The sequence below is a fragment of the Streptomyces sp. NPDC050508 genome (assembly GCF_040655155.1).
In the GTDB taxonomy this organism is placed as follows: Bacteria; Actinomycetota; Actinomycetes; order Streptomycetales; family Streptomycetaceae; genus Streptomyces.
On the sequence record NZ_JBFAJJ010000008.1, the window covers coordinates 204,059 to 224,625 of the forward strand.

Genomic DNA, 20,567 nt, shown 5'->3' on the forward strand with positions numbered 1-20,567 from the left:
CAACGCACTTCGCCGGCCATCCCCCTCGGACGGTCGGCGAAGTGCTGCTGGGTCACGCCGACGGCACCGGCTCCGGCGGCGTGAGGCCGAACTTCCCTGCGGCCTCGGTCAGTTCACGCCACACTTTGGGCGCCACGGGAATACCCTTCGCGCCGCGCCCCTCGGCCACCGCCGCGCTGCGCTCGCCGGGGTAGAAGACTCCCTCCGCGCCGTCCGCCGGCGGCAGTTGCTTGAGGGTGTCCAGTGTTTCGTCGACCGCCCGGGTGAAGGCGGCCGGGTCGCCGAAGGCCGCCGGATCCAGGGCGATGAGCAGGGCGTTCTGGCGGTGCTTGCGGCCCTGGGGGTCGTCCGAGTGGAACGCGGCGAAGATCGGCGCACCGACCAGCACGCTGGTGAGCAGCTCGAAGGCGAGGGACATCCCGGAGCCCTTGGCACCGCCCAACGGCAGTGGCATGACGGCCTGTTCGGGGTCGGTGGTCGGGGTGCCGTCCGCGGTGGCCGCCGCGCCCTCGGGCAGTGGGGTGCCGCTCGCCTTCGCCTGGCGGATCTTGCCCAGGGCGATGGTGGCGGTGGCCATGTCGAGGAGCAGCGGTGCGTGCGATGCGGCCGGTACGGCGATGGCCAGTGGGCTGGTGGCCACGGCGGCGCCCTTGACGCCGGTGTAGCCCATGTTGGGCATCCCGGCGACGTAACCGATGCCGACGAGGCCCTGCTCGGCGATCTTCGACACGTAGTAGCCGATGGCACCGGTGTGGACGGTACGGCGGACTCCGACGGCGGCGACGCCGCTGATCCTGGCCCGGGTGACGGCCTCGTCGGCGGCGGCGCTGAGGGCCACCGGGCCGGGGGCGCGGTCGGCGTCAAGGACGGCTGCGGCCGGGGCGGTGGACTCGATCTTGATGTCGGCGTCGGCGTTGGCCACGCCCTTGGCCAGCAGCTCCAGGTAGGCGGGGACGCGGGCGATGCCGTGCGAGTCGACGCCGCGCAGCGCGGCCCACACGAACACGTCGGCGGTGGTGCGCGCCTGCTCGGCGTTCAGGCCGCCCTTCTCCAGGAGTGCGGCGGAGAAGGTGCGCAGATCGTCGGCGGCGACAAGGACCTTGCCCGGCTTGGGCGTTGCGGTGTCGGACATGGTGGCGGGTGCCTTCCTGGTTCAGCGGGTGACGAGGACGTCGACGACGGCGGTGGTGCCCTCGGCCACGGCCTTGAGCGCTCGCTCCAGCGCGGGGGCGAGGGCCTCGGGTGCGTCGACGGTCTCGGTGTGCATCCCGAACGGCTCGGCGAACGCGGCGAGTCGGGGCAGCCGGTGCAGATCGGTGCCGAGCCACTCGCCGGTGTCGGCGGCGGCGCCCTCGGGGTAGAACCTGCGGTGGTTGAGGTTCATCGACTTGTAGACGCGGTTGTTGAACACCACGATCAGCAACGGGAGTTCGTAGGCGTTGGACGCGTCGTACGACGGGATCACCGGGTTGTACGTGAACGCGCCGTCGCCGATGGTGAGCACCACCGGGCGTTCCTGGGCGGCGAGTTTGACGCCGAGGGCGACGGCGATGCCCTGGCCGAGGCCGCCCTGTACGTAGAAGTACGAGTCGGGGTCGGCGGTTTGGACGTGGCGCTTGACGACGCGGCTGTGGGTGATGGTCTCGTCGACGACGATTCCGCCGCGGCCTTCCAGGAGCCCTCGCAGGGTCGCGGCGACGAGGACCGGGTCGATGCCCTCGGTCTCCCTCGCCTTGGCCTCGGCGGTGGCGATGGCGGCCTGTTCGTCGGCGTGCCGCTGCTCCTGGGCCGTACGGCGTACGGCGACTGCCTCCGCGTCCAGGTCCTTCGCCCGCTTGGCCAGCTGGCGCAGGGTGTTGGTGACGTTGCCTTCCAAGTACCTGTCGGCGAAAAGGACTTGGTAGACGACGTGCGGGCGCTGCGGTACCTCGTCGATGACGACGATCGTCGCCTTGGAGGGGCGGCGCGAGGGCGGGTAGAAGGGTGCGCGGCAGTTGACGAGGAGGATGAGGTCCGCCTCGTCCATCCATGGGCCGATGTCGCTGCCGGCGTGCAGCGGGTGGGTGCGCGGGAAGTTGCTGCACACTGCCGAGTCGGGCTCGACGACGGGGATGTTCCACGCCTCGGCGAAGGCGACGAGCGCCTCGAAGCCGCCTGCCTCGCGGCCCGCTGTCTCCGTGACGATGACGGGGTTGGCCGCCTCGCGGATCAACTGGGCCACCGGGTCGACCTCTTCGGGCGAGCTGTGCGTGGAGCCGGGCTGCACAATGGGCTTGGCTTCACGCCCGTCCCATTCCTCCAGCAGGATCTCCAGCGGAATGTTGAGGTACGCCGGTCCCGCCGGGGCCCGCCAGGCCAGTTCCGCCGCCCGCGTCACCATCGTGGGAAGGGTGTGGACGCTGGCGGCCTCGTTGGACCACTTGGTGAAGGGCTGTGCGATCTGGTGCGGGCCGCCGACGACGGACAGGTTGCGGTACCACTGGCCGCCCGGGTCCTGGCCGGGGCCGTCGCCGTAGGTGGTCGACTCGGAGGAGCTGACCACCATCGGGACGCCCGCGAGCAGCGCCCCGTGTACGGCCATCGAGCCCTGGAGCAGACCGGGGGCCGCGTGCAGGAGCACGCCCTGCGGCCGGCGCTCGATGAGTCCGTAGCCGGTGGCCATGCCGACGGCGACGGTCTCGTGGGTCAGGTCCAGGTACCGCGGGCAGGGCAGTCCGTCGCGGTGGCGGCGGGCGAGGGACTCCCAGACGGGGGCCCACTCTGAGCCCGACGAGCAGAAGATGTAGTCGGCGCCGACGGCGTTGAAGGCGGTAACGAGAGCATCGCCGCCGTCGGCGCCCGGGGTGTTGGTCGTGTCGGTCATCTCTCGTGTTTCCTCAGCCCTCGATCGGCCAGTTCAGGACCTCGGAGATACCGCGGCCCATGATCCATTCAAGCTCCTCGGGCGTGAACTCCCAGTGCTTGGTGAACTGCTCGATCGTGTCGGTGTAGGTAATGCCGTGCCCGAGCAGCCGGGTGATGTCGGTGCCGTAGAAGCAGCGCTGCGGGCCCATCTTGTCGACCATCTCGCGCACGTACTTCTGGATGTTGTTGTTCGGGAACGGCTGCGTGGAGTAGCCCGGGAGCGCCGAGAGCTTCACGTAGATGTTCGGGTGGGCGGCCAGGTCGGCGGTCTCCGCGACCCAGTAGCCGATCGAGTCGTCCACGCAGCGGGCCATGATGCCCATGTGGTCGATGATGATCTTCAGCTCGGGGTGCTTGGCGGCGATCTCGCCCAACTCCCGCTTCCAGATGGGCGCGTGGACCATGGTCGGAACGCGCAGCTCCTCGGCGATCGGCCAGTACCAGTCGTTGGTGCCGTCGATCATCCAGTTGCGGTCCTGCGGCCGGTGGAAGGTGAGGCGCGTGCCCTTCACATGCGGGTTCTGCGCGAAGTCCGTCAGCATGGCCTTGCCCTCTTCGGGCTTGTTCTGCGGAATGCGCGCCATGATCCCGAAGCGGTCCGGGTGCGCCTCGCAGGCCTCCAGGGCGTAGTCGATACGGTCGCCCTCCCAGGACGGCGGCAGGATCAGGGCCCGGTTGACGCCGGCCTCGTCCATCAGCTCCAGGGCCTCCTCGTACGAGAAGGGGTCCTCGCGGTGTCCGTTGAGGCGGATGCGCTCCCGCGCGCCCGGGACCCAGGGGCGGTCCGGGGTCTCTTCCTTCCAGATGTGGATCTGCGTGTCGACAACGAACATGTCCTGAGCTCTTTCTCTCGAAGGTCCATCGAAGGTCTTTGGAAGGTCTGGGGAAGGGGGTCGTGCGGTGGTGTTGCGGAAGGAACGCTAGGCGGGCCGCGGGGCCTTGCCGAGCCCCGGGAGCGCAAGCACTAGTTGCGCGAAACACCGCTGTACGCAGGGCATTCTCAGTTTGCGGACGGAGTGTCGAACACCGCGCCGACGATGTGTTCGGCGATCGCCATGGAGGCCGTGGCGGCCGGCGAGGGCGCGTTGCGGACGGCGGTGATCCGGCCCACCTGATGGATGCGGAAGTCGTCCACGAGCGTGCCGTCGGGATCGAGTGCCTGGGCGCGGACGCCCGCTCCGCCGCGTACGACGTCGGAGGCGCCGACTCCGGGGACGTAGAGCTTCGCGTCCTTCATGAAGGCCGTCGCGGACAGCGAGCCGCGGTACTCCTTGATGCCGGTCCGCCAGTGCTGGGCGGCCATCCTCCAGGAGCCGGGGTACGCGGCGAGTCCGGCGAGGTCCTTCAGGGAGACGCGGCCGAGCCGGTAGCCCTCCCTGGCGAGGGCCAGGACGGCGTTCGGGCCGACCTCGACGCTGCCGTCGACACGTGGGGTGAAGTGCACGCCGAGGAAGGGGTAACGGGGGTCCGGCACCGGGTAGATGAGCCCGCGCACCAGGTTCGTGCGGTCCGGTTTCAGGAGCATGTACTCGCCCCGGAACGGGATGATCTTCGGTTCCCTCTTGTCCTGCGCGAGCTTCGCCACGGCGTCCGAGTGGAGGCCCGCGCAGAGGATCAACCGGTCGACACGGACGCGTACTTGGCCCGAGGCGACCTCGATACCGCCCGGCACATTGGTGATGGACGTGACCGGGAAACCGAGCCGCACCTCTCCGCCGGAGGCCTCGATGTCCTTGGCGAACTCCCGGGCGATCGCCGGGTAGTCGGTGATCGCGGTCCGCGGTGAGTGCAGGGCCGCGATGCCGCCCGCGTGGGGCTCCAGCTCCTTGATCTCCTCCTGGGAGATCTTCCGGAGTTCGGGCACGTGGTTGTTCCTGGCCCGCTCGTAGAGGCTCTCCATCCGGCCCAGCTCGTCCGGGCGCACCGTCACGACGAGCTTCCCGATCTCCTCGTACGGCAGCCCGCGGTCCTGGCAGTACTCGCGCAGGATCGATACGCCCCGTACGCACAGGTCGGCCTTCAGGCTGCCCGGCGCGTAGTAGATGCCGGCGTGCACGACGCCGGAGTTGTGGCCGGTCTGGTGGACGGCGACCTCGTGTTCCTTCTCAAGGACCACGACCCGGGTACCGGGGCGGCGCAGGGCGATCTCACGGGCGGTGGCGAGTCCCACGATGCCGGCGCCGACGATGCCGATCGTCTCGTCAGCCATCGGCATCCTCCTCTCTGTCGTACCGAATCTCTGTCGTACCGACTTGCTCAGGCGCCGAAGTGGATGGCAACGGTCTTGACGCGGGTGGAGAAGCGCAGGACCTCGTCACCCTGCTCCTTGTAGCCCGTGCCGGAGTCGTGGAACCCGCCGAAGGGCAGGTGCACGTCCCAGCCGGGGGTGGTGGCGTTGACAGCGATCTGCCCGCACTCGGCCTCGTCCGCGAAGCGGTAGGCGGAGGCGAGGTCGCGGGTGAACACGGCGGCGGCGAGGCCGAATTGAGAGTCGTTGACCGCGACGACGGCCTGCGTGAAGTCGTCCACGGCGCGCACGGCGAGGACCGGTCCGAACACCTCCTCGCGCCAGATCGCCGTCTCGGCGGTGACGTCGGCCAGCACGGTCGGCTGGACGAAGCAGCCGTGCGCGTGGTCGCCCTCGGTGTCCGCGCTGCCGCCGGTGAGGACGGTGGCGCCTTGTTCCACGGCTCCTGCGAGGTGGGCGAGGACGCTGTCGCGTTGCTTCGGGCTGGAGAGCGGGCAGAGGGTGGTCGCCGGGTCGCTGCCCGGGCCGATCTTCAGCGCCTCGACCTCGGCGACCAGGAGCCGGGTGAACTCGTCGTACACGGGCCGCTCGACGACGACACGGCTGGTGGCGGTGCAGCGCTGTCCGGCCTGGCCGAAGGAGGCGGCCACGACGGTCTTCGCGGCGAACGGAAGGTCGGCGTCCGCCAGGACCACGGAGGCGTTCTTGCCGCCGAGTTCGCCCTGGAAGCGGACGTTGCGGTCGGCGAGGCGGCGGCGGATGCGGTTGCCGATCTCGTTGGAGCCGGTGAAGGTGATGCCGACGATCCGCGGGTCGTCGAGGAGGGCTTCCTCGATCTCGGCGGTGCGGCCGGTGACGACGTTCAGGACACCGGCGGGGAGGCCCGCGTCGTGCAGGGCGCGGGCGAAGTGCAGGCCCGACAACGGTGTCTCGGTGGCCGGCTTGAACACGGCCGCGTTGCCGGTGGCGAGCAGCGGGGCGAGCTTGCGGGCCGGGGTGATCAGAGGGTCGTTCCAGGGGCTGATCACGAGGATCACGCCGATCGGCTCGCGCTGGGTGTGGACGCGGGTGTCGGGGCGGGCGTCGTGCAGGAGGGTGCCGTAGCCCTGGCGGGCCAGGCCGGCGTAGTAGTCGAGGAAGTCGGCGGCCTTCAGGGTCTCGCCGCGGGCCTCGGCGCCGGTCTTGCCGTTCTCGGCGGTGACGTCGGCCGCGATCTCGTCCACCCGGTCGCGGATCAGCCTGGCGGCCTCGGTGAAGACACGGGCACGCTCGAAGGGGCTGGTGCGCTTCCATACGGCGAAGCCGCGTTCGGCGTGGTCGTAGGCGCGGGTGACGTCCTTGGCGGCGAGGGCGGGGATGCGCGCGAGGGGGGTGCGGACGTCGGCGGGGTTGTGCACCTCGATCCACTCGCCGGTCGTCACCCACTCTCCACCGGAGAGGGTTTCCAGGCTTCGCATGAAGATCACTTCCTTCGTCCGCCGCGGTGCGGGTCCGCGGTCTGCACAGTCAGCGGCCGCAGTGGGCCGGATGCGACAACACACCATGTGGGGGCCGTGCCACCAGCCCTGCGGAGGCAGGCATTGCTTGCGCCGCGCGCAGGTCGGCGGAGGGTTGATCCGTGCTGGAATCGCCAGGCCGGACGGCATGTGACACGCCGCCGGGAGCCGAGGATCCGCTGAGGATCCGATCGAGGATTCGTCGAGGAGAGACACGACATGGCCTACGCAGTCATCGCCCACTACTTCTGCGAGCCCGCCGACGAGGCCACGGTGCGCGCCGCGTTGCTGAAGGTGCGCGAGCACACCCGTGCCGAGCCGGCGAACCTGGCGTACGAGGTGCACGCCGAGACGGAGGCACCGGGGAGTTTCGTGCTGTACGAGCAGTACGCCGACCGGGCCGGTTTCGACGCGCACAAGGCGGCCGAGCACTTCAACGAGCTGATCGTGCAGACGATCTGGCCGCTGCTGACCGATCGCAGGGTGACGTTCGCCGAGGTCCTCTGACGGATCCCGCCGGGAAGCACGTCGCAGCGCTTCCCGGCTCGTCGGTCTTCGTCAGAACTCGTTGCCCCAGACGTACCGGGCGATCGTCTCCACCAGCTCGATCTTCCGGCGCTGTTCCTCGGTGGTCAGCAGCGGCCTGCTCGCCACGTCCGCAAAACCTCGGGACGGTGCTACGGCCCCGTCCTCCAGGTCCTTGAACTCCCCCACCGCGTCGAGCCTCGCCATCACCGTGTCGATGTCCTCCAGCGCGGCCACGGTCGCGTCGACGACACCCAGGCAGAAGTCACGGTCCTCGGGCAGGGCCTTGACCAGGGCGAGTTCGGCCGGGGTGCCCTGGTCGAAGGGCAGGATCCAGCGGTCGGCGCCGATCCCGCCGTAGAGCTTCTCGGCGCGGGACCAGTCCACGGCGGCGGGAGCGACCGGGCCGGGGGCGAGACCGATCCGTACGCCCTCGGGGCGCTCGTCCAGGCGTACCGCGAGGGCGTCGACGGCGAGTGCGTCCTCGAAGGAGAGGGCGCCGGGGTCGGCCGGGTCGGTGGCCAACTGGCCCAGCAGAAGGGGGTTGTTGAGCTGGATCAGGCGTACGCCCCTGGAGACCAGCAGCTCTGTCTCGGCGCGGACGATCTCCGCGAGCGCCTCCCCCAACTCCCGTGCGGAGGAGGGGCCGTGGCCGGGCTGGAAGGTGGTCGCCGCGAGGTACGCGGGCGAGGGAAGCGAGGCCTTCGGGGCGATCACTGTCAGTTCGGTGAGCCGTGCGGCCCAGTCCGCGAGCAGCGGGCCGTTCGCCTTGGGGAGGGACTCCGCGACCCAGCGCACCAGGCCGTCGGCGTCGGTCTCGTCAGTGCGCCGGAAACCTGACACTCCGTCAAGAATCGCGCTGCGGAAGTCTTCTCGGGGGAAGTCGCCGTCGGTGACGACGGTGGAGCGCAGCTTGCGCTGGAAGACGACCGCGTCCTTGACCGCCTGGAGTTCCGCCTCCTTCAGTGCCTCGGGGTCTCCGGCGGCCCGGGCGGCGGTCAGCTCGACGGGGCGGACCAGGCTGCCCTGGTGGTCGATGCGGTAGTTGAACGTGTCCGCCATGAGTTATGCGTCCTTTCCGGACGAGGACGAGGGCGAGGCCGGCTTGCCCGCGACGCCCCAGGCGGCGAACTCCAGTTCGTAGCCGAGGGAGGCGAGGACCTCCTCGGCGATCTGCTGGTCCTCGTCCGCGGTGCCGCCCGCGATACCGAGGCCGCCGATGATCTCGCCGTCCTTCTTGATGGTGAGGCTGCCTTCGGTGGCCATGATCGGCATGGCGGCGCCGGGGAGTTGGGACAGCTGGGAGAAGAAGACCGGCTGGCTCTCCTGCCATTTCTTCAGCATCTTGCCGGGCCGCTGCATGATGGCCGCCGTGTACGCCTTGGCGCGGGCGATGTCCGGGGTGAGCGGGCGGGCGCCGTCCGGGCGGCGGATGGCGATCGGGAAGCCGCCGGCGTCCACGACGGCGACGCTCACCGCTTTCCCTATCGACTGGGCGCGCTTGTGGGCGGCGTCGATGATCTCCTCGGCGGCGTCCAGGGTGAGGCTGCTCATGCTGCTTCCTTCGGTGCGGTGAGGGTGCGGCGCAGGTGGGCGACGGCGGCGTTGTACTTCGCGGGCGTCTCCCAGTACATGGAGTGCGGGGCGTCCGGGACGATCTCCAGGTGCGAGCCGGGCAGCAGTTCGTGGGCGCGGGTCACGGTCTTCACGCTGAGCACCGCGTCCTTCTCGCCGGCCAGGAACGCGACCTTCACGCCGGAGTTCTGGATGTCGTCCAGGGTCGGACCGTCGGTGTCGAGGTTGCGCAGGTCCTGCATCTTGGCGACGTTGAACGTGCCCATCTGCTGGAAGAGGAAGGTGAGATCGGCCCGTTCCTGCTGGAACCGCTTCGTCAACAGGCGGTCGATCACCGGCAGTTTGACGGCCTCGGCGCGGTCGGCGGCGGCGAGTTCCTTCAGCTCGGGGTGGCTGATGCCGCCCAGCGAGTGGCCGAGGACGACGGAGCCGACGCGCTCGGGGCGGAGCAGTCCGGCGCGCAGGGCGGCGACGGAGCCGATGGACTGGCCGACCAGCATGGCGTCGGTCAGGTTCTCTTGGTCCAGTACGGCGACCACGTCACCGGGGAAGTCCTGGCCGTCGAACTCGGGCATGGACGAGTCGGACTTGCCGAAGCCGCGCAGGTCCACGGTCACGACCGTGAACTCCTCGCGCAGCGCCGCCACTTGCTGCCACCAGGCGGCGTGGTGGCCGCCGCTGCCGTGCACGAACAGGATCACCGGACCGCTGCCGTGGCGCTCGTAGTAGATGGAGGTGCCGTCGGAGTCGGCGAGGGGCATGGGGGTGAACTCCTGTACGCGCGTGGCTAGTTGGGGCGGCGGCCGTGGAAGACGAGCTCGATCATGGTGTGGTCGGGGTCGTGGATGTAGCAGAACTTCGACTGGTTCTCGGGGCGTTCGATCGGCCTGGTGTGCCGGATACCCAGGTCCGTGATGTGGGCGAGGAACTCGTCCCAGTCGTCGACCTCGACGGCGAAGTGATAGGGCGCCATGCGCTCCATCTCCTCGACCGGCGTGAAGTGGAGGTCGAAGTTGCCGCGGGTCATCAGCACCACACGGGAGTTGGACTTGGGCATGATGCGCTTCATCCCGAAGACCTTCGTGTACCACTCGGCGGTCCGGTCAGGGTCGGTGGTGGGGAAGTTGACGTGGTGGATGTAGCGGGGTGCGCTGCTCATGACGGATTCCCTTCGCTGTGTACGGGGTTGGACAGGACGCCGATGCCGCTGATCTCGATGTCCACGGTGTCCCCGGGTTCGAGTTGGCAGGTGGACTCGGCGCCCATCCACAGCACGTCCCCCGGGTGCATGGTGATGTGCTTGGTGAGTTCGACGATGTGGTCAAAGGGGTCGAAGACCATGTCGCCGGTGGCGAACGAGGCGCGGACCTCCCCGTTCACACGGAGTGTCGTGGTCTGCGCGAGCGCGTCGACGTCGGTCTCTATCCAGGGGCCCATCGGCTTGAACGTGTCGCTGTTCTTGCTGCGCCAGAAAGAGCGGTCCTGGTGCTGCCAGGTGCGGGCGCTCACGTCGTTGCCGATCGTCCAGCCGAAGACCGACTTGCGGGCCTCGTCGTAGGAGGCGTGCTTCAGGGTGCGGCCGATGACCGCGACGAGTTCCGGCTCCGCCTCGAAGCGGCCCTCGACCTCGGCCGGTTTGACGATGGGTGAACGGTGGCCGGTGAGCGCGTTGTTGGCCCGGTAGCCGACCTCGGGGCGGGTGGGAGTCTCGGCGTGCACGTGCGCGATGTGCCGCGGGTAGTTCATGCCGACGGCGTAGAACACGGGCGGCACGACGACGGGCAGCCAGTGGGCGTCGGCCATCGCCACCATGCCGATCACGGACGGGTCACCGTCGATCGGGGACTCGGACAGCAGCTCGATGTCCTCCTCCCCCACGCGGCCCCAGACCGCCCGGCCGCCGACCGCAACGCGCGTGTACCTCATGGCGGTTCAGCCCGCCAGCTGGTGCGAGACGCGCTTGGTGATCAGGTAGGCGTCGAGGGCTTCGGGGCCGCCCTCCCTGCCGTAGCCGCTCTCCTTGACACCGCCGGAGGGGGCCTCGGCGACAGAGCCGCCGCAGTGGTTGATGGAGAGGATGCCGGCCTCCAGCGTGCCGGAGAGCTTCTCGGCGGTGGCGGCGGACTCGGTGAAGCCGTAGGCGGCGAGGCCGTAGGCAAGGGAGTTGGCGATGGCGAGGGTCTCTTCGAGGTCGGTGAAGGGCACGATCGGGGCGAGCGGGCCGAAGGGTTCCTCGTGCATCAGCTTCGCGTCGGCCGGTACGTCGGTGAGGACGGTCGGGGCGTAGAAGTAGCCGTCGCGGCTTGGGCGTTGGCCGCCGGTGAGCACCTTGGCGCCGCGCTCGACGGCGTCGGCGACCAGGGTCTCCATGGCTTGCAGCCGGCGCTCGTTGGCGAGCGGGCCCATGGTGGTGTCGGCGTCGAGGCCGTCTCCTACGGTGATCTCCTGGGCGGCCTTCACGAACTCGGCGGTGAAGTCCTCGACGATGCTCGCGTGGACGAAGAAGCGGCTCGGGGAGGTGCACACCTGGCCGGCGTTGAAGAACTTCGCCTGGGCCGCCTTGCGGGCGGACTTCACGGGGTCGGCGTCGGCGCAGACGATGACCGGGGCGTGGCCGCCGAGTTCCATCAGGGTGGGCTTCATGACCTCGCCGGCCTGGGCGGCGAGGAGCTTGCCGACGGGGACCGAGCCGGTGAAGGCGACCAGGCGGATCTTCGGTGAGGGGATCAAGTGGGCGGAGACCTCGGCCGGTTCACCGAAGACGAGGTTGAGGACACCGGCCGGGAGTCCGGCGTCGGCGTAGCAGGCGACCAGCGCGGCAGCCGTGCCCGGGGTCTCCTCGGACGCCTTGATGACGATCGAGCAGCCTGCGGACAGGGCGGAGGAGAGCTTGCGGTTGGGGCCGCCGACGGGGAAGTTCCAGGGCACGAACGCGGCGACGGGGCCGACCGGTTCGCGGCGGACGGTGAGGACGGTGCCGGGTGCGGACGGGATGATCCGGCCGTAGGCGCGGCGGGCGTCCTCGATGTGCCAGCGCAGGGTGTCGGCGGTGCGCAGGGCCTCGGTGGTGCCCTCGCGGAGGGGCTTGCCCTGTTCCTGGGCCATGATCCGGCCGATGTCGGGGGCGCGTTCGGTGATCAGGTCGGCGGCGGCGTGCAGGATCGCGGAGCGCTTGGCGATCGGGGTGGCGCGCCAGGTGCGGAAGCCCTCGGTGGCCGCGTCGAGGGCGCGGTCGAGGTCGGCGGTGGTGGCGAGGGGTACTTCGCCGATCACCTTCTCGGTGGCCGGGTTCACGATCGGGGCGGTCCGTCCGGTGCCGCCCTGGCACCACTCGCCGGCGATGTACATGCGGACGGCGGGGTAGCCGTGGTCGGAGGTCATGAGTGGGTGCCCTCTCAGGCTGGAAAGGCGGGAGGAGAGTCAGTTGGCGGGGGCGTCCTGCTGGTCGCGGTTGGAGCGCAGCGCCCAGATGTGGTGGGGCGGGGTGGTCTCGTGGACGCGGGTCTCGTAGGTGCCGTCGACCCGGTCCATGTCCGCCGCGTACTCGACGCGGCCTCCGCACGGGGCGTGGACGAAGCGGAAGACGTTCGAGCCGACGGTGTGGCGGCCGAGCTTGCGGGCCTCCCGCCAGCCGCGCTCGATCATGTAGTTGCCGCCCTCGATGACGTCGTCGAAGCCGGGGACCTCGTAGGCGATGTGGTTGACGCCGGCGCGGTCGGGGCGGTGGCACAGCAGCATGGTGTGCTGGTCGTCGTCGCCGGGTGCCTGCATGAACACGCCCATCGGTTCGACGATGTCGGTGGGCCGGAAGCCGAGCCGCTCGGTGTAGAACGCGACGGCTTCCTCGCGGCCCTCCTTGACGATGTTCAGTGCGACATGGCACATGCGCAGCGGGAAGGCCCGGGTGAGTGGTTCCAGCGCGGTGTTCCAGCGGTCGACACTGCCGCGTGCGTTGGCGGGGCGCGGGGTGACGTCCGCGTCCTTCGGGCGGGCCAGGGTGAGTCCGACGCCGAAGCCGCTCTCGTCCACGGTGTGGTGGACGCCGTCGGCGCTCTCGTGGACCTTGCGGTCGCGGCCCGCGGCGGTGACCAGCCGGGCCAGTTCCTCCGGGGTGTCGACGCCCCACACGACCTCGCGGATCGTCGGCCCGGCCTCCACCGGCGGCGGCAGCAGGGGGCCGGGCACGGTGTCCAGGTGGAGGGTCTGCCCGGTGAGCGTCTCGAAGACCGCGTGCTCCTCGGTCCGCTCCAGCAGGAACAGCCCGAAGTCGCCGAAGAAACGGACACATTCGTCTACGTCGTCGATCCCGTAGGTGACGGATTCGATTCTCTGGATTCCCATGGATGCCTCGTTTCGCGGGTCGCCCGGCGAGCCTAGATTTCGGGTCGTGAAGCGTTCAATGGTCCGGGCTCGTCTTAATTCGCAATCGTTTCTTGCGACCTGATCCGCCGGACGGGCCCTACGACTCGATGGCCGGAATGGGATTCTGTGAGAACCATTCGGAGAGGAAGTCCAGGAACACGCTGACCTTTCGCGGGGTCGCCTGGCCGGGGCCGTAGATCGCGAACAGGGGGCGGTCGGGGACCGCGAGTTCGGGGAGCAGGACCTGGAGGGCGCCGGTCATCAGGTCGTCGTAGGCCGGGCGTTGGGGCAGCAGGGCGATGCCTCGGCCGTGGACGGCGGCCTTCTGGAGGGCGATGTACGAGTTGGACGAGAAGGCGATGTTGCGGATCTTGTGCAGGGTGGAGGCGTGTCCGTGGCCGATGCGCCAGACCGGGTCGTTGACGTGGACGAGGCAGTCGTGGTGGGCGAGGCCGTTGGGCTCGGTGAGCGGGCCGCCGCGCTCCAGGTACTTCTCGGAGGCGCACAGCACGAAGGGCAGCGAGGCGATCTTCTTGAGGCGGACGCTGGAGTCGCGCAGGTCGCGGGTGTGGAAGGCGACGTCGAAGCCGCTGTCCAGGAAGTCGTACGTCCGGTCGGACATGCCGCCGAGCTCGAAGCGGACGTGGATCTTGGGGTGGGCGGCGGAGAAGGCGGCGATCGCGTCTCCGAGGTCCAGGCTGCCTATCCACTTCGGGCAGATGATGCTGAGGGTGCCTTCGGCGCGGTCGTGGAGGTGCGAGATGACGGCGTCCTCGGCCTCGATCTCGTCGAGGATGCGGGCCGCGAACTCGGCGTACTTCAGCCCCGGTTCGGTGAGGCTGACCGAGCGGGCGGTGCGGTTGACCAGGCGGACACCCACCTGTCGCTCCAGCTCGGCGACGTGCCGCGACACCAGCGAGCCCGACGAGCCCAGCTTCTTCGCCGCGCCGCTGAAGCTCCCGGCCTGCGCGACGGTGACGAAGCTGTGCATGAGGAGCAGTCGATCCATGATTCCTCCGGAGGCCCACGTATGCCAGGGGTGGGCCCCGGCGGCGGTGCCGGTCGTACTGATGGGTCCGACCCCTGCCGGGATGTCCTTGTAGCGGCTCCACTTGGACATTCCGGCGATGTGGCGGACAGGCGGCTCGGTCAACAATGAGGCAGGTGTCGCACCCGGCACCGGACTCCGTCTACTTCGGGCAGTACTGGGGGGCCTTGCTCAGGTTGTCCTTGGTCACCAACAAAAGAGGAATGTTGGCAATTTTGTCAACCTTTTTCTTGGCCAACAGGCCGACCGCGTTCTTCACCGCGGTCTGGCCGATCAACATGGCCGAGTTCGCCACGGTGGCGGAGAGTCGGCCGTCCTTGACGGCGGCCAGGCCCTCGTCCGTGCCGTTGGCGGTGACGATCTTCACGTCCTTCTTGCCGGCCGCGTCGAACGCCTTACGGGCGGCGAGGGCCATGTCCTCGGAGGCCACGAACGCGTACTGCAGGTCGGGATGCGCCTGGATCATGTTCTCCGCCACGTCCTGCGCCTTCACGGGGTTGAACATCCCCGGCTGGTTCGCGACCACCTTCGCGGTGCTCGGCAACGCCTTCGTGAAGCCGCCCACCATCAGGTCGGAGGCGGCACCGGGCGCACCCGCGATGACGCCGACCTGGACGCTCTTGCCGCCCGCGTCCTGCGCGATCCAGCCCGCGTCCAGGGCGCCGAGCTTCCCCAGGTCGACGACGGCCGCGCCGAGGATGTCGTTCACGTCGCTGGTGGCCACGGAGGTCAGATAGATCGGTATGTTCGCGGCCTTCGCCTTGGCGATGTCGGTCTTCAAGGCGTCCACGTTGACCGTCTGCACGATCAGCGCGCTCACGTTGCGCGAGGTCATGTCCTCGATGTTGGACAGCTCGGTGGTGGAATTCTGGTGCGAGTCGGCGGTGAAGATCTTGGCGTTCTCCGTCTTCGCCTCCTGCTCGACCGCTTTCTGGAGACAGCTGTGGAACTCGGTGTCACCACCGTTGACGAACCCAAGGGTGACATCGCCGGAACTCCCGCTGTCGTCGCTCGTTCCGCAACCGCTCAGTACGAGAGTGGTACCGGCGAGCGCGGCGAGCATGGCTCCGCGGGAACGGACCGAAATTCTCATGGTGAACCGCCATTCAAGGAGGAAGTGAGTAAGGAAGAAGTGAGCAGGGCCGGTCAGTGCCGTGCGGAACGTGCCTTGTGCATCTCGTTGGCGATGGCCGCGATGAGCAGCACCGCGCCGACGGAGACCGACTGGTAGTTGCTGGAGACCTGGAGCAGGTTCAGCGCGTTGGCGACCACGCCGAGAAGGACCACTCCGAGCGCGGTGCCGATGACCGTGCCGTAGCCTCCGGCCAGTGCGGTGCCGCCGATGACGACCGCGGCGACCGCCTGGAGCTGGAGCGAGAGTCCGCCGGTGCCGGGGCTGCTGCCGCTGAGCCGGGACAGCAGCATCAGGCCGGCCAGGCCGGAGAGGGCGCCGGTGAGGGCGTAGAGCGAGAGCTTGCGGGCTGTGACGTTGATGCCGCTGAGCCGGGCGACGTGCTCGTTGCCGCCGATGGCGAAGGCATCGCGGCCGAACACGGTGAACCGCATGACCAGGGCGGTCGCCACCAGTACGAGGATCGCCACGACCAGCAGGTACGGCACCCCGAGGATCTTGTTGTTGCCGAGGGCGAACATCTTGGTGCCGATGGACACGCTGACGCTGTTGAGGACGAGCAGGGCGACACCGTCGAGCAGGGTGGCCGACGCCAGGGTCGCGACGAAGGGGGCCACGTTCGTGAACGTCACGACCACGCCGTTGACCAGACCGATCAGCGTGGCCAGCACCAGGGAGACGACGACGGTGAACGGGGTGGAGTGGCCGTGGGCCAGCAGCTGCGCCCCGACCGCGGTCGTCACACCGACGTTGCTGCCCATGGAGAAGTCCATGCCGCCCGCGGTCATCAGCAGCGTGAGGCCGGCCGCGATCACGGCGACGACGCTGACCTGGCGCAGGATGTTGATCACGTTCGTGTCGGTGGCGAACGAGTCGGTCTGCATCGAGGTCGCGACGATCACCACGATGAGGACGGCGATCAGGCCGGTGTGCGGGGCGCCGCGCAGCGCGGCCAACGAGAGGCGGGGGCGCGCCTTCTCGGGCGGGTCCGAGACGCCGGGGGCGTCGGGAAGTGTCTTGACGCTCACTGCGGTTGACCTCCGAGGGCGGTGGCGACGAGTTCGTCGTGGGTGATGGCGTCGATGTCGTGCTCGGCGACCGTCCGGCCGGCGCTGACGACGACGACCCGGTCGGCGAGGCGCATGACCTCCTCGGCGGACGAGGAGGCCAGCAGTACGGCGACGCCGCGCGAGGCGAGGTCGTCGACGAGGGCGTGGATGTCGGCCATGGCCGCGATGTCGACCCCGTTGGTGGGGTCCTCCAGGAAGCAGGCGACCGGCTCGGTCTGCAGCCACTTGGCGAGCAGCACCTTCTGCTGGTTGCCGCCGGACAGCGCGCCCACGGGCGGGTTCCCGGCGAGTGAGACCACGCCGTAGCTGCGACGCAACGGGGCTGCCCGGCGGGCGAGTTGGGCGCGTCGGTGCGTGCGGCGGCGGGCGAAGCGGTCGTCGGCCAGCATCAGGTTCTCGTCCAGGGACAACTCCGGGACCAGGCCCAGGGCGCGGCGGTCGCCGGTGACGCAGCGCAGGCCGCTGGAGAGCGAGGCGTGGACCCGGCCGAAGGCCACCGGGGCGCCGTCCACGGCGAGTTGACCGGTGTCGGGGCGGCGACGGCCGGAGAGCAGGTCGAAGAGGCGTGACTGCGCGTCCCCGGCCGGTCCGAGCACGGCGACGATCTCGCCCTTGTGCACGTCGACGGTGAAGTCCCGTACGGCCCGGCCGTCGGTGAGGCCGCGCACGGTGAGCCCGATCTCGTCCTTGGGGGCGGGCCGTTGGGACCTTTGCGATACGACGTCCCGGCCGACCATGCTGCGCACCAGACCGGGGGCGTCGAACTCGGCGGCCGGGGCGCTGCGTACGACCGCTCCGTCGCGGAGCACCGTGATCCGGTCGGCGACGGCCAGCACCTCGTCGATGTAGTGCGAGATGTAGACGACGGCCACGCCCTCGTCACGCAGGGTGCGGACCAACTCCCTTATCTGATGGGCCGCTTCGGCGCTCAGACAGGCGGTCGGTTCGTCGAGGACGAGGATGCGGCCGCCGCGGCGGACCTCGCGGGCCACCTCGACCATGGTCTGTTCGGCGACGGTGAGCGAACCCGCGGTCCGTTTCACGTCGATGTCGATGCCGAGCCCCTCCAGGGCCTTGCGGGCCTCGGAGTTGACCGCCTTCCAGCGCACGGCGCCGCCGCGGGTCGGCAGGTCGCCCAGCATCACGTTCTCGGCGACGGTGAGCCCCATCGCCAGCTCCCGGCGCTGGGGTACCGACGCGATGCCGAGCCGGCGTGCCTTGCGGACCGTAAGTCCGTGCTGCGCCTGCCCGTTGACCTCGACGGTGCCGGCGTCGGACTGGTGGACCCCCGAAAGGACCTGCACCAGCGTGGACTTGCCGGCCCCGTTCATGCCCATCAGCGCGTGGACCTCGCCCGGGAACAGATCGAGGTCCACGCCCTTGAGCGCAGCCGCGCCACCGAAGCTCTTGGTGACCCCTCGGACGCGAAGTACCGCGTCCTGCCCCGGGGTTGTCACGGGCGCGGCCCGGAACCGACGGAACCGTCCGGGGAGACCCGGCCGTAGCCGCGGATGTCCGGGAACGGGGGTTCCTTGTCGGCCTGGAGGTCCACCTGGAAGGTGTTCAGGCACATGCCGAGCATGGTGAAGTTGCCGAGTGCGCCGATGGTGTCGACCAGGCCCTTGGAGCCGAAGTGCGCCAGTGCGTCGGCGAAGGTCTCGTCGGTGACGAAGTGCTCGTCGAGGATCTCCCGGCAGAACCGGTAGAAGGCCTGGTCCGCCTCGTTGTCGAAGACGGCGTCGCGCTTCTCGGCGATCGCCTTGACGGCGGCCTCCGGGATGCCGGCCTCGATCGCCTGGTGCACATGGGCGTTCCAGGAGTACTGCGCGTCCCAGTTGCGGGCGGCCATCAGCAGGGTGAGTTCCCGCAGGTGCTTGGGGAGGCTGCAGTCGAAGCGGGCGAACGCGCCGAGGGATTCGGCTCGTTCGCACATCTCGGGGCTGTGCAGCCAGACCCGGAAGGGTCCGCGGACGGCACCGCGCCGGCCGGCGATACGGGCGGCCAGTTCCTGCTGGCGCGGGTCCATTTCCTCTTCGGTGAGAACGGGGAGCCTCATGGGGCCTGTACCTGCCTTTTCTTTCCGGCGCGTTACGTGCACGGTTCGTGAATCCGTGCGATGCGTGCCGACGCTACATCCGCGTTCGGGAAGCTCACCCCTCCTGAAATGCAAGGTAAAACTGCACGCCAGAGGGCACCCATTCCCGCGCGCGGCGCCTAACGTCGTGCGACGCAGAAGCGTGTAAGTGGAAAGGAACACCGGATGACCACGATCATCAAGGTCGCGTCCGTGCCCGTGCTCGACCGGGGCGGTGCCGTCGTCACGACACCCCTCGTCACGACGCCGTCGGCGGGCGGGGAGAACCGGATCACCAGCGGGATGAGCGTGTATCCGGTGGGCTCCGGAGCGCCGTTGCACTCGCACAACTGCGACGAGCACGTGACGATCCTGGAGGGCCGGGCGGAGGTGGTGGTCGACGGTGAGGTGACGAAGCTGGAGCAGTACGACACCACGTACGTCCCCTCGCCGATCCCGCACCTGTTCCGGAACATCGGCGACACCCCGCTGCGCATCCTGTGGGTGTACTCGTCGGGGTATGTGACCCGGACGTTCACCGAGACGGGGAAGACGGTGGAACACCTGTCGGCGGAGGACCAGATGGGCAAGGACTGACCCACGGCACACCAGCGCCCGCGCCCCTCGACGCGGGCGCTTTCGTGTGTCACGACAGACCGACGCCGGCCCCCGCATCCCCTGCGGTGGCCGGCGTCCGGTCCTGCCCCCGCGCACGCGGGACGAGCGTCCTGCCTCAGTGGCTGGCGACCAACTCCTGCTCCACGCCGGTCCGTTCGGCCTGCTTGGAGCTGCGCAGTGCCGCAATGCCGATGAACACCATCGACGACAGACCGGCGATGGCGAAGGAGGTGAAGCCCCAGTCGCCGTTGCCCGAGGCCAGCAGCTGGCCGCCCAGCCACGGGCCGAAGACGGCGCCGAAGCGGCCCATGCCGGAGGTCCAGCCGACCGCGGTGGCACGGTTGTCCGGGGTGGAGCGGATGGAGACGGTCGCGTAGATCATCGTCTGGGCGCTGTTGAGGAAGACGCCGGTGAGGAAGACGACCAGCATCGTCACGGCCTGGTTCATGTGGACACCGAGCAGGAAGACTCCGACGGCGGTGAGCGCGAACCAGATCGACGAGATGCGCGGGGCGCCGAAGCGGTCGGCGGCGCGGCCGGCGGCGAGCATGCCCACGATGCCGCCGAGGTTGAAGACGACGACGAAGGTGAGGGCGTCGGCGAGCGCGTAGCCCTCGGAACGCATCAGGGTGGGCAGCCAGGTGGCGACACCGTAGACGAGGAGCAGGCCACCAAAGGAGGCGAACCAGTACAGCAGGGTCTGGAGCCACTCGCCGCCGCGGAAGAGGCCGAGCAGGGCGTCCCAGCGGTCGGCCGCCGTCTTCTTGCCTGCCGCGGCGGGCAGTTGGACCTCGAAGCGCTCGGCGAGGGCGTGGGCCTCGTCGGTGCGGCCCTTGGCGACCAGGAAGCTCAGCGACTCGGGCAGGAACTTCAGCAGCACCGGGACGAAGACCAGCGGGAGGACGCAGACCCAGAAGGCGGCGCGCCAACCGACCGGGTCCACCAGCCACTTGGCCACATAGGCGGAGAGGATGCCGCCGGCGTGGTGGGCGGTCATCAGCATGCCGATGGTGAGGGCGGTACGGCCGCGCGGGGCGTAGTCGGAGACCATGCTGATCGCGGTGGGCAGCAGACCGCCGAGGCCGACTCCGGCGAGGGTGCGGCCGAGGCCGAAGACCTCGACGCTGCCCGAGACCGCGCAGATGCCGGAGGCGAGCGAGAACAGCGTCACGCAGCCGATCATCAGCTGCTTGCGGCCGATCCGGTCCGCGACCGTGCCCGCGGTCAGGGCGCCGACCAGCATGCCGAAGGTGGCGTAGCTGCCGAGGTCACCGGCCTGGTCGGCGGTGAGACCGAAGGTCTTCGTCTCCAGCAGGTGCGGCAGCACCGAGCCGTAGATGAACATGTCGAGGCCGTCGAAGAGGACGGCCAGCCAGCACAGACCGATGACCAGGAGGGCCAGTCTGCTGGCGCGCGCCGACAGGGCGGGCGACGGGGATGAGGAGGGGGAGGAAGACATCGTTGGTTACCTCTCGTGCTTGGTGCGCTAGACGCTAAGGAGCCACCCCCTGGATA

20 protein-coding genes are annotated in these 20,567 nt (G+C 69.5%); 2 read left to right on the top strand and 18 right to left on the bottom strand.

Going from position 1 to position 20,567, the window contains the following annotated elements; genetic code table 11:
- Window positions 1-52: 52 nt before the first annotated feature.
- From AB0I69_RS24040 to AB0I69_RS24060, 5 genes are all read right to left on the bottom strand, one after another.
- On the bottom strand, window positions 53-1,132 hold the full coding sequence (locus AB0I69_RS24040) for an Ldh family oxidoreductase (protein ID WP_363097711.1): 1,080 nt from the start codon (window positions 1,130-1,132) through the stop codon (window positions 53-55).
- Between the two features lie 21 nt (window positions 1,133-1,153).
- Window positions 1,154-2,863 (bottom strand): thiamine pyrophosphate-dependent enzyme, encoded by a 1,710-nt coding sequence (locus AB0I69_RS24045; RefSeq protein ID WP_363097712.1) that lies wholly within the window; start codon window positions 2,861-2,863, stop codon window positions 1,154-1,156.
- 13 nt (window positions 2,864-2,876) lie between these two features.
- A complete protein-coding gene (locus tag AB0I69_RS24050; protein ID WP_363097713.1) occupies window positions 2,877-3,737 on the bottom strand; it encodes an amidohydrolase family protein in 861 nt (286 codons plus the stop codon).
- Window positions 3,738-3,904: 167 nt separating this feature from the next.
- Entirely contained in the window at window positions 3,905-5,113 is a 1,209-nt protein-coding gene (gene lhgO / locus AB0I69_RS24055; protein WP_363097714.1) for an L-2-hydroxyglutarate oxidase, read from the bottom strand.
- A 47-nt stretch (window positions 5,114-5,160) separates the two neighbouring features.
- The gene (locus tag AB0I69_RS24060; RefSeq protein ID WP_363097715.1) at window positions 5,161-6,609 is read right to left on the bottom strand and encodes an aldehyde dehydrogenase family protein; all 1,449 of its coding nucleotides are present in this window, start codon (window positions 6,607-6,609) and stop codon (window positions 5,161-5,163) included.
- Window positions 6,610-6,867: 258 nt separating this feature from the next.
- Between AB0I69_RS24060 and AB0I69_RS24065 the strand changes: the two genes are divergently transcribed.
- On the top strand, window positions 6,868-7,155 hold the full coding sequence (locus AB0I69_RS24065; protein WP_363097716.1) for a putative quinol monooxygenase: 288 nt from the start codon (window positions 6,868-6,870) through the stop codon (window positions 7,153-7,155).
- Window positions 7,156-7,206: 51 nt separating this feature from the next.
- On the opposite strand, the gene AB0I69_RS24070 is transcribed toward AB0I69_RS24065, so the two are convergent.
- The 12 genes from AB0I69_RS24070 to AB0I69_RS24125 all read right to left on the bottom strand — a co-directional run bounded on the left by AB0I69_RS24070 (window position 7,207) and on the right by AB0I69_RS24125 (window position 18,386).
- Complete coding sequence (locus AB0I69_RS24070; RefSeq protein WP_363097717.1) at window positions 7,207-8,235, bottom strand: methionine synthase II (cobalamin-independent)-like protein; 1,029 nt, start codon at window positions 8,233-8,235, stop codon at window positions 7,207-7,209.
- A gap of 3 nt (window positions 8,236-8,238) precedes the next feature.
- The gene (locus AB0I69_RS24075) at window positions 8,239-8,727 is read right to left on the bottom strand and encodes a heme-binding protein (protein WP_363097718.1); all 489 of its coding nucleotides are present in this window, start codon (window positions 8,725-8,727) and stop codon (window positions 8,239-8,241) included.
- Complete coding sequence (locus tag AB0I69_RS24080) at window positions 8,724-9,509, bottom strand: alpha/beta hydrolase (RefSeq protein WP_363097719.1); 786 nt, start codon at window positions 9,507-9,509, stop codon at window positions 8,724-8,726. Before AB0I69_RS24080 ends, AB0I69_RS24075 begins: the two co-directional genes overlap by 4 nt.
- A gap of 26 nt (window positions 9,510-9,535) precedes the next feature.
- A complete protein-coding gene (locus AB0I69_RS24085; RefSeq protein ID WP_043663869.1) occupies window positions 9,536-9,907 on the bottom strand; it encodes a VOC family protein in 372 nt (123 codons plus the stop codon).
- Window positions 9,904-10,674, bottom strand: a complete 771-nt coding sequence (locus AB0I69_RS24090; RefSeq protein WP_363097720.1) for a fumarylacetoacetate hydrolase family protein — start codon at window positions 10,672-10,674, stop codon at window positions 9,904-9,906. The genes AB0I69_RS24085 and AB0I69_RS24090 overlap by 4 nt, the downstream gene beginning before the upstream one ends.
- A 6-nt stretch (window positions 10,675-10,680) precedes the next feature.
- Window positions 10,681-12,129 carry an NAD-dependent succinate-semialdehyde dehydrogenase gene (locus AB0I69_RS24095; protein ID WP_363097721.1) on the bottom strand — a complete coding sequence of 483 codons (1,449 nt, stop codon included), beginning with the start codon at window positions 12,127-12,129 and terminating at the stop codon, window positions 10,681-10,683.
- 39 nt (window positions 12,130-12,168) lie between these two features.
- Complete coding sequence (locus tag AB0I69_RS24100) at window positions 12,169-13,089, bottom strand: VOC family protein (protein ID WP_363097722.1); 921 nt, start codon at window positions 13,087-13,089, stop codon at window positions 12,169-12,171.
- 118 nt (window positions 13,090-13,207) lie between these two features.
- Window positions 13,208-14,119, bottom strand: coding sequence for a LysR family transcriptional regulator (locus AB0I69_RS24105; RefSeq protein ID WP_363097723.1), 912 nt, complete (start codon window positions 14,117-14,119; stop codon window positions 13,208-13,210).
- Window positions 14,120-14,300: 181 nt separating this feature from the next.
- Complete coding sequence (locus tag AB0I69_RS24110; RefSeq protein ID WP_363097724.1) at window positions 14,301-15,251, bottom strand: sugar ABC transporter substrate-binding protein; 951 nt, start codon at window positions 15,249-15,251, stop codon at window positions 14,301-14,303.
- Window positions 15,252-15,304: 53 nt separating this feature from the next.
- Window positions 15,305-16,318 carry an ABC transporter permease gene (locus AB0I69_RS24115; RefSeq protein WP_363097725.1) on the bottom strand — a complete coding sequence of 338 codons (1,014 nt, stop codon included), beginning with the start codon at window positions 16,316-16,318 and terminating at the stop codon, window positions 15,305-15,307.
- Complete coding sequence (locus AB0I69_RS24120; RefSeq protein ID WP_363097726.1) at window positions 16,315-17,736, bottom strand: sugar ABC transporter ATP-binding protein; 1,422 nt, start codon at window positions 17,734-17,736, stop codon at window positions 16,315-16,317. Before AB0I69_RS24120 ends, AB0I69_RS24115 begins: the two co-directional genes overlap by 4 nt.
- A gap of 77 nt (window positions 17,737-17,813) precedes the next feature.
- On the bottom strand, window positions 17,814-18,386 hold the full coding sequence (locus AB0I69_RS24125; RefSeq protein WP_363097920.1) for a carboxymuconolactone decarboxylase family protein: 573 nt from the start codon (window positions 18,384-18,386) through the stop codon (window positions 17,814-17,816).
- Window positions 18,387-18,620: 234 nt separating this feature from the next.
- On the opposite strand from AB0I69_RS24125, the gene AB0I69_RS24130 reads away from it, so the two are divergent.
- Window positions 18,621-19,031, top strand: a complete 411-nt coding sequence (locus AB0I69_RS24130) for a cupin domain-containing protein (protein WP_033282897.1) — start codon at window positions 18,621-18,623, stop codon at window positions 19,029-19,031.
- 136 nt (window positions 19,032-19,167) lie between these two features.
- On the opposite strand, the gene AB0I69_RS24135 is transcribed toward AB0I69_RS24130, so the two are convergent.
- Window positions 19,168-20,511 carry an aromatic acid/H+ symport family MFS transporter gene (locus AB0I69_RS24135; protein WP_363097727.1) on the bottom strand — a complete coding sequence of 448 codons (1,344 nt, stop codon included), beginning with the start codon at window positions 20,509-20,511 and terminating at the stop codon, window positions 19,168-19,170.
- Between the last annotated feature and the right edge of the window lie 56 nt (window positions 20,512-20,567).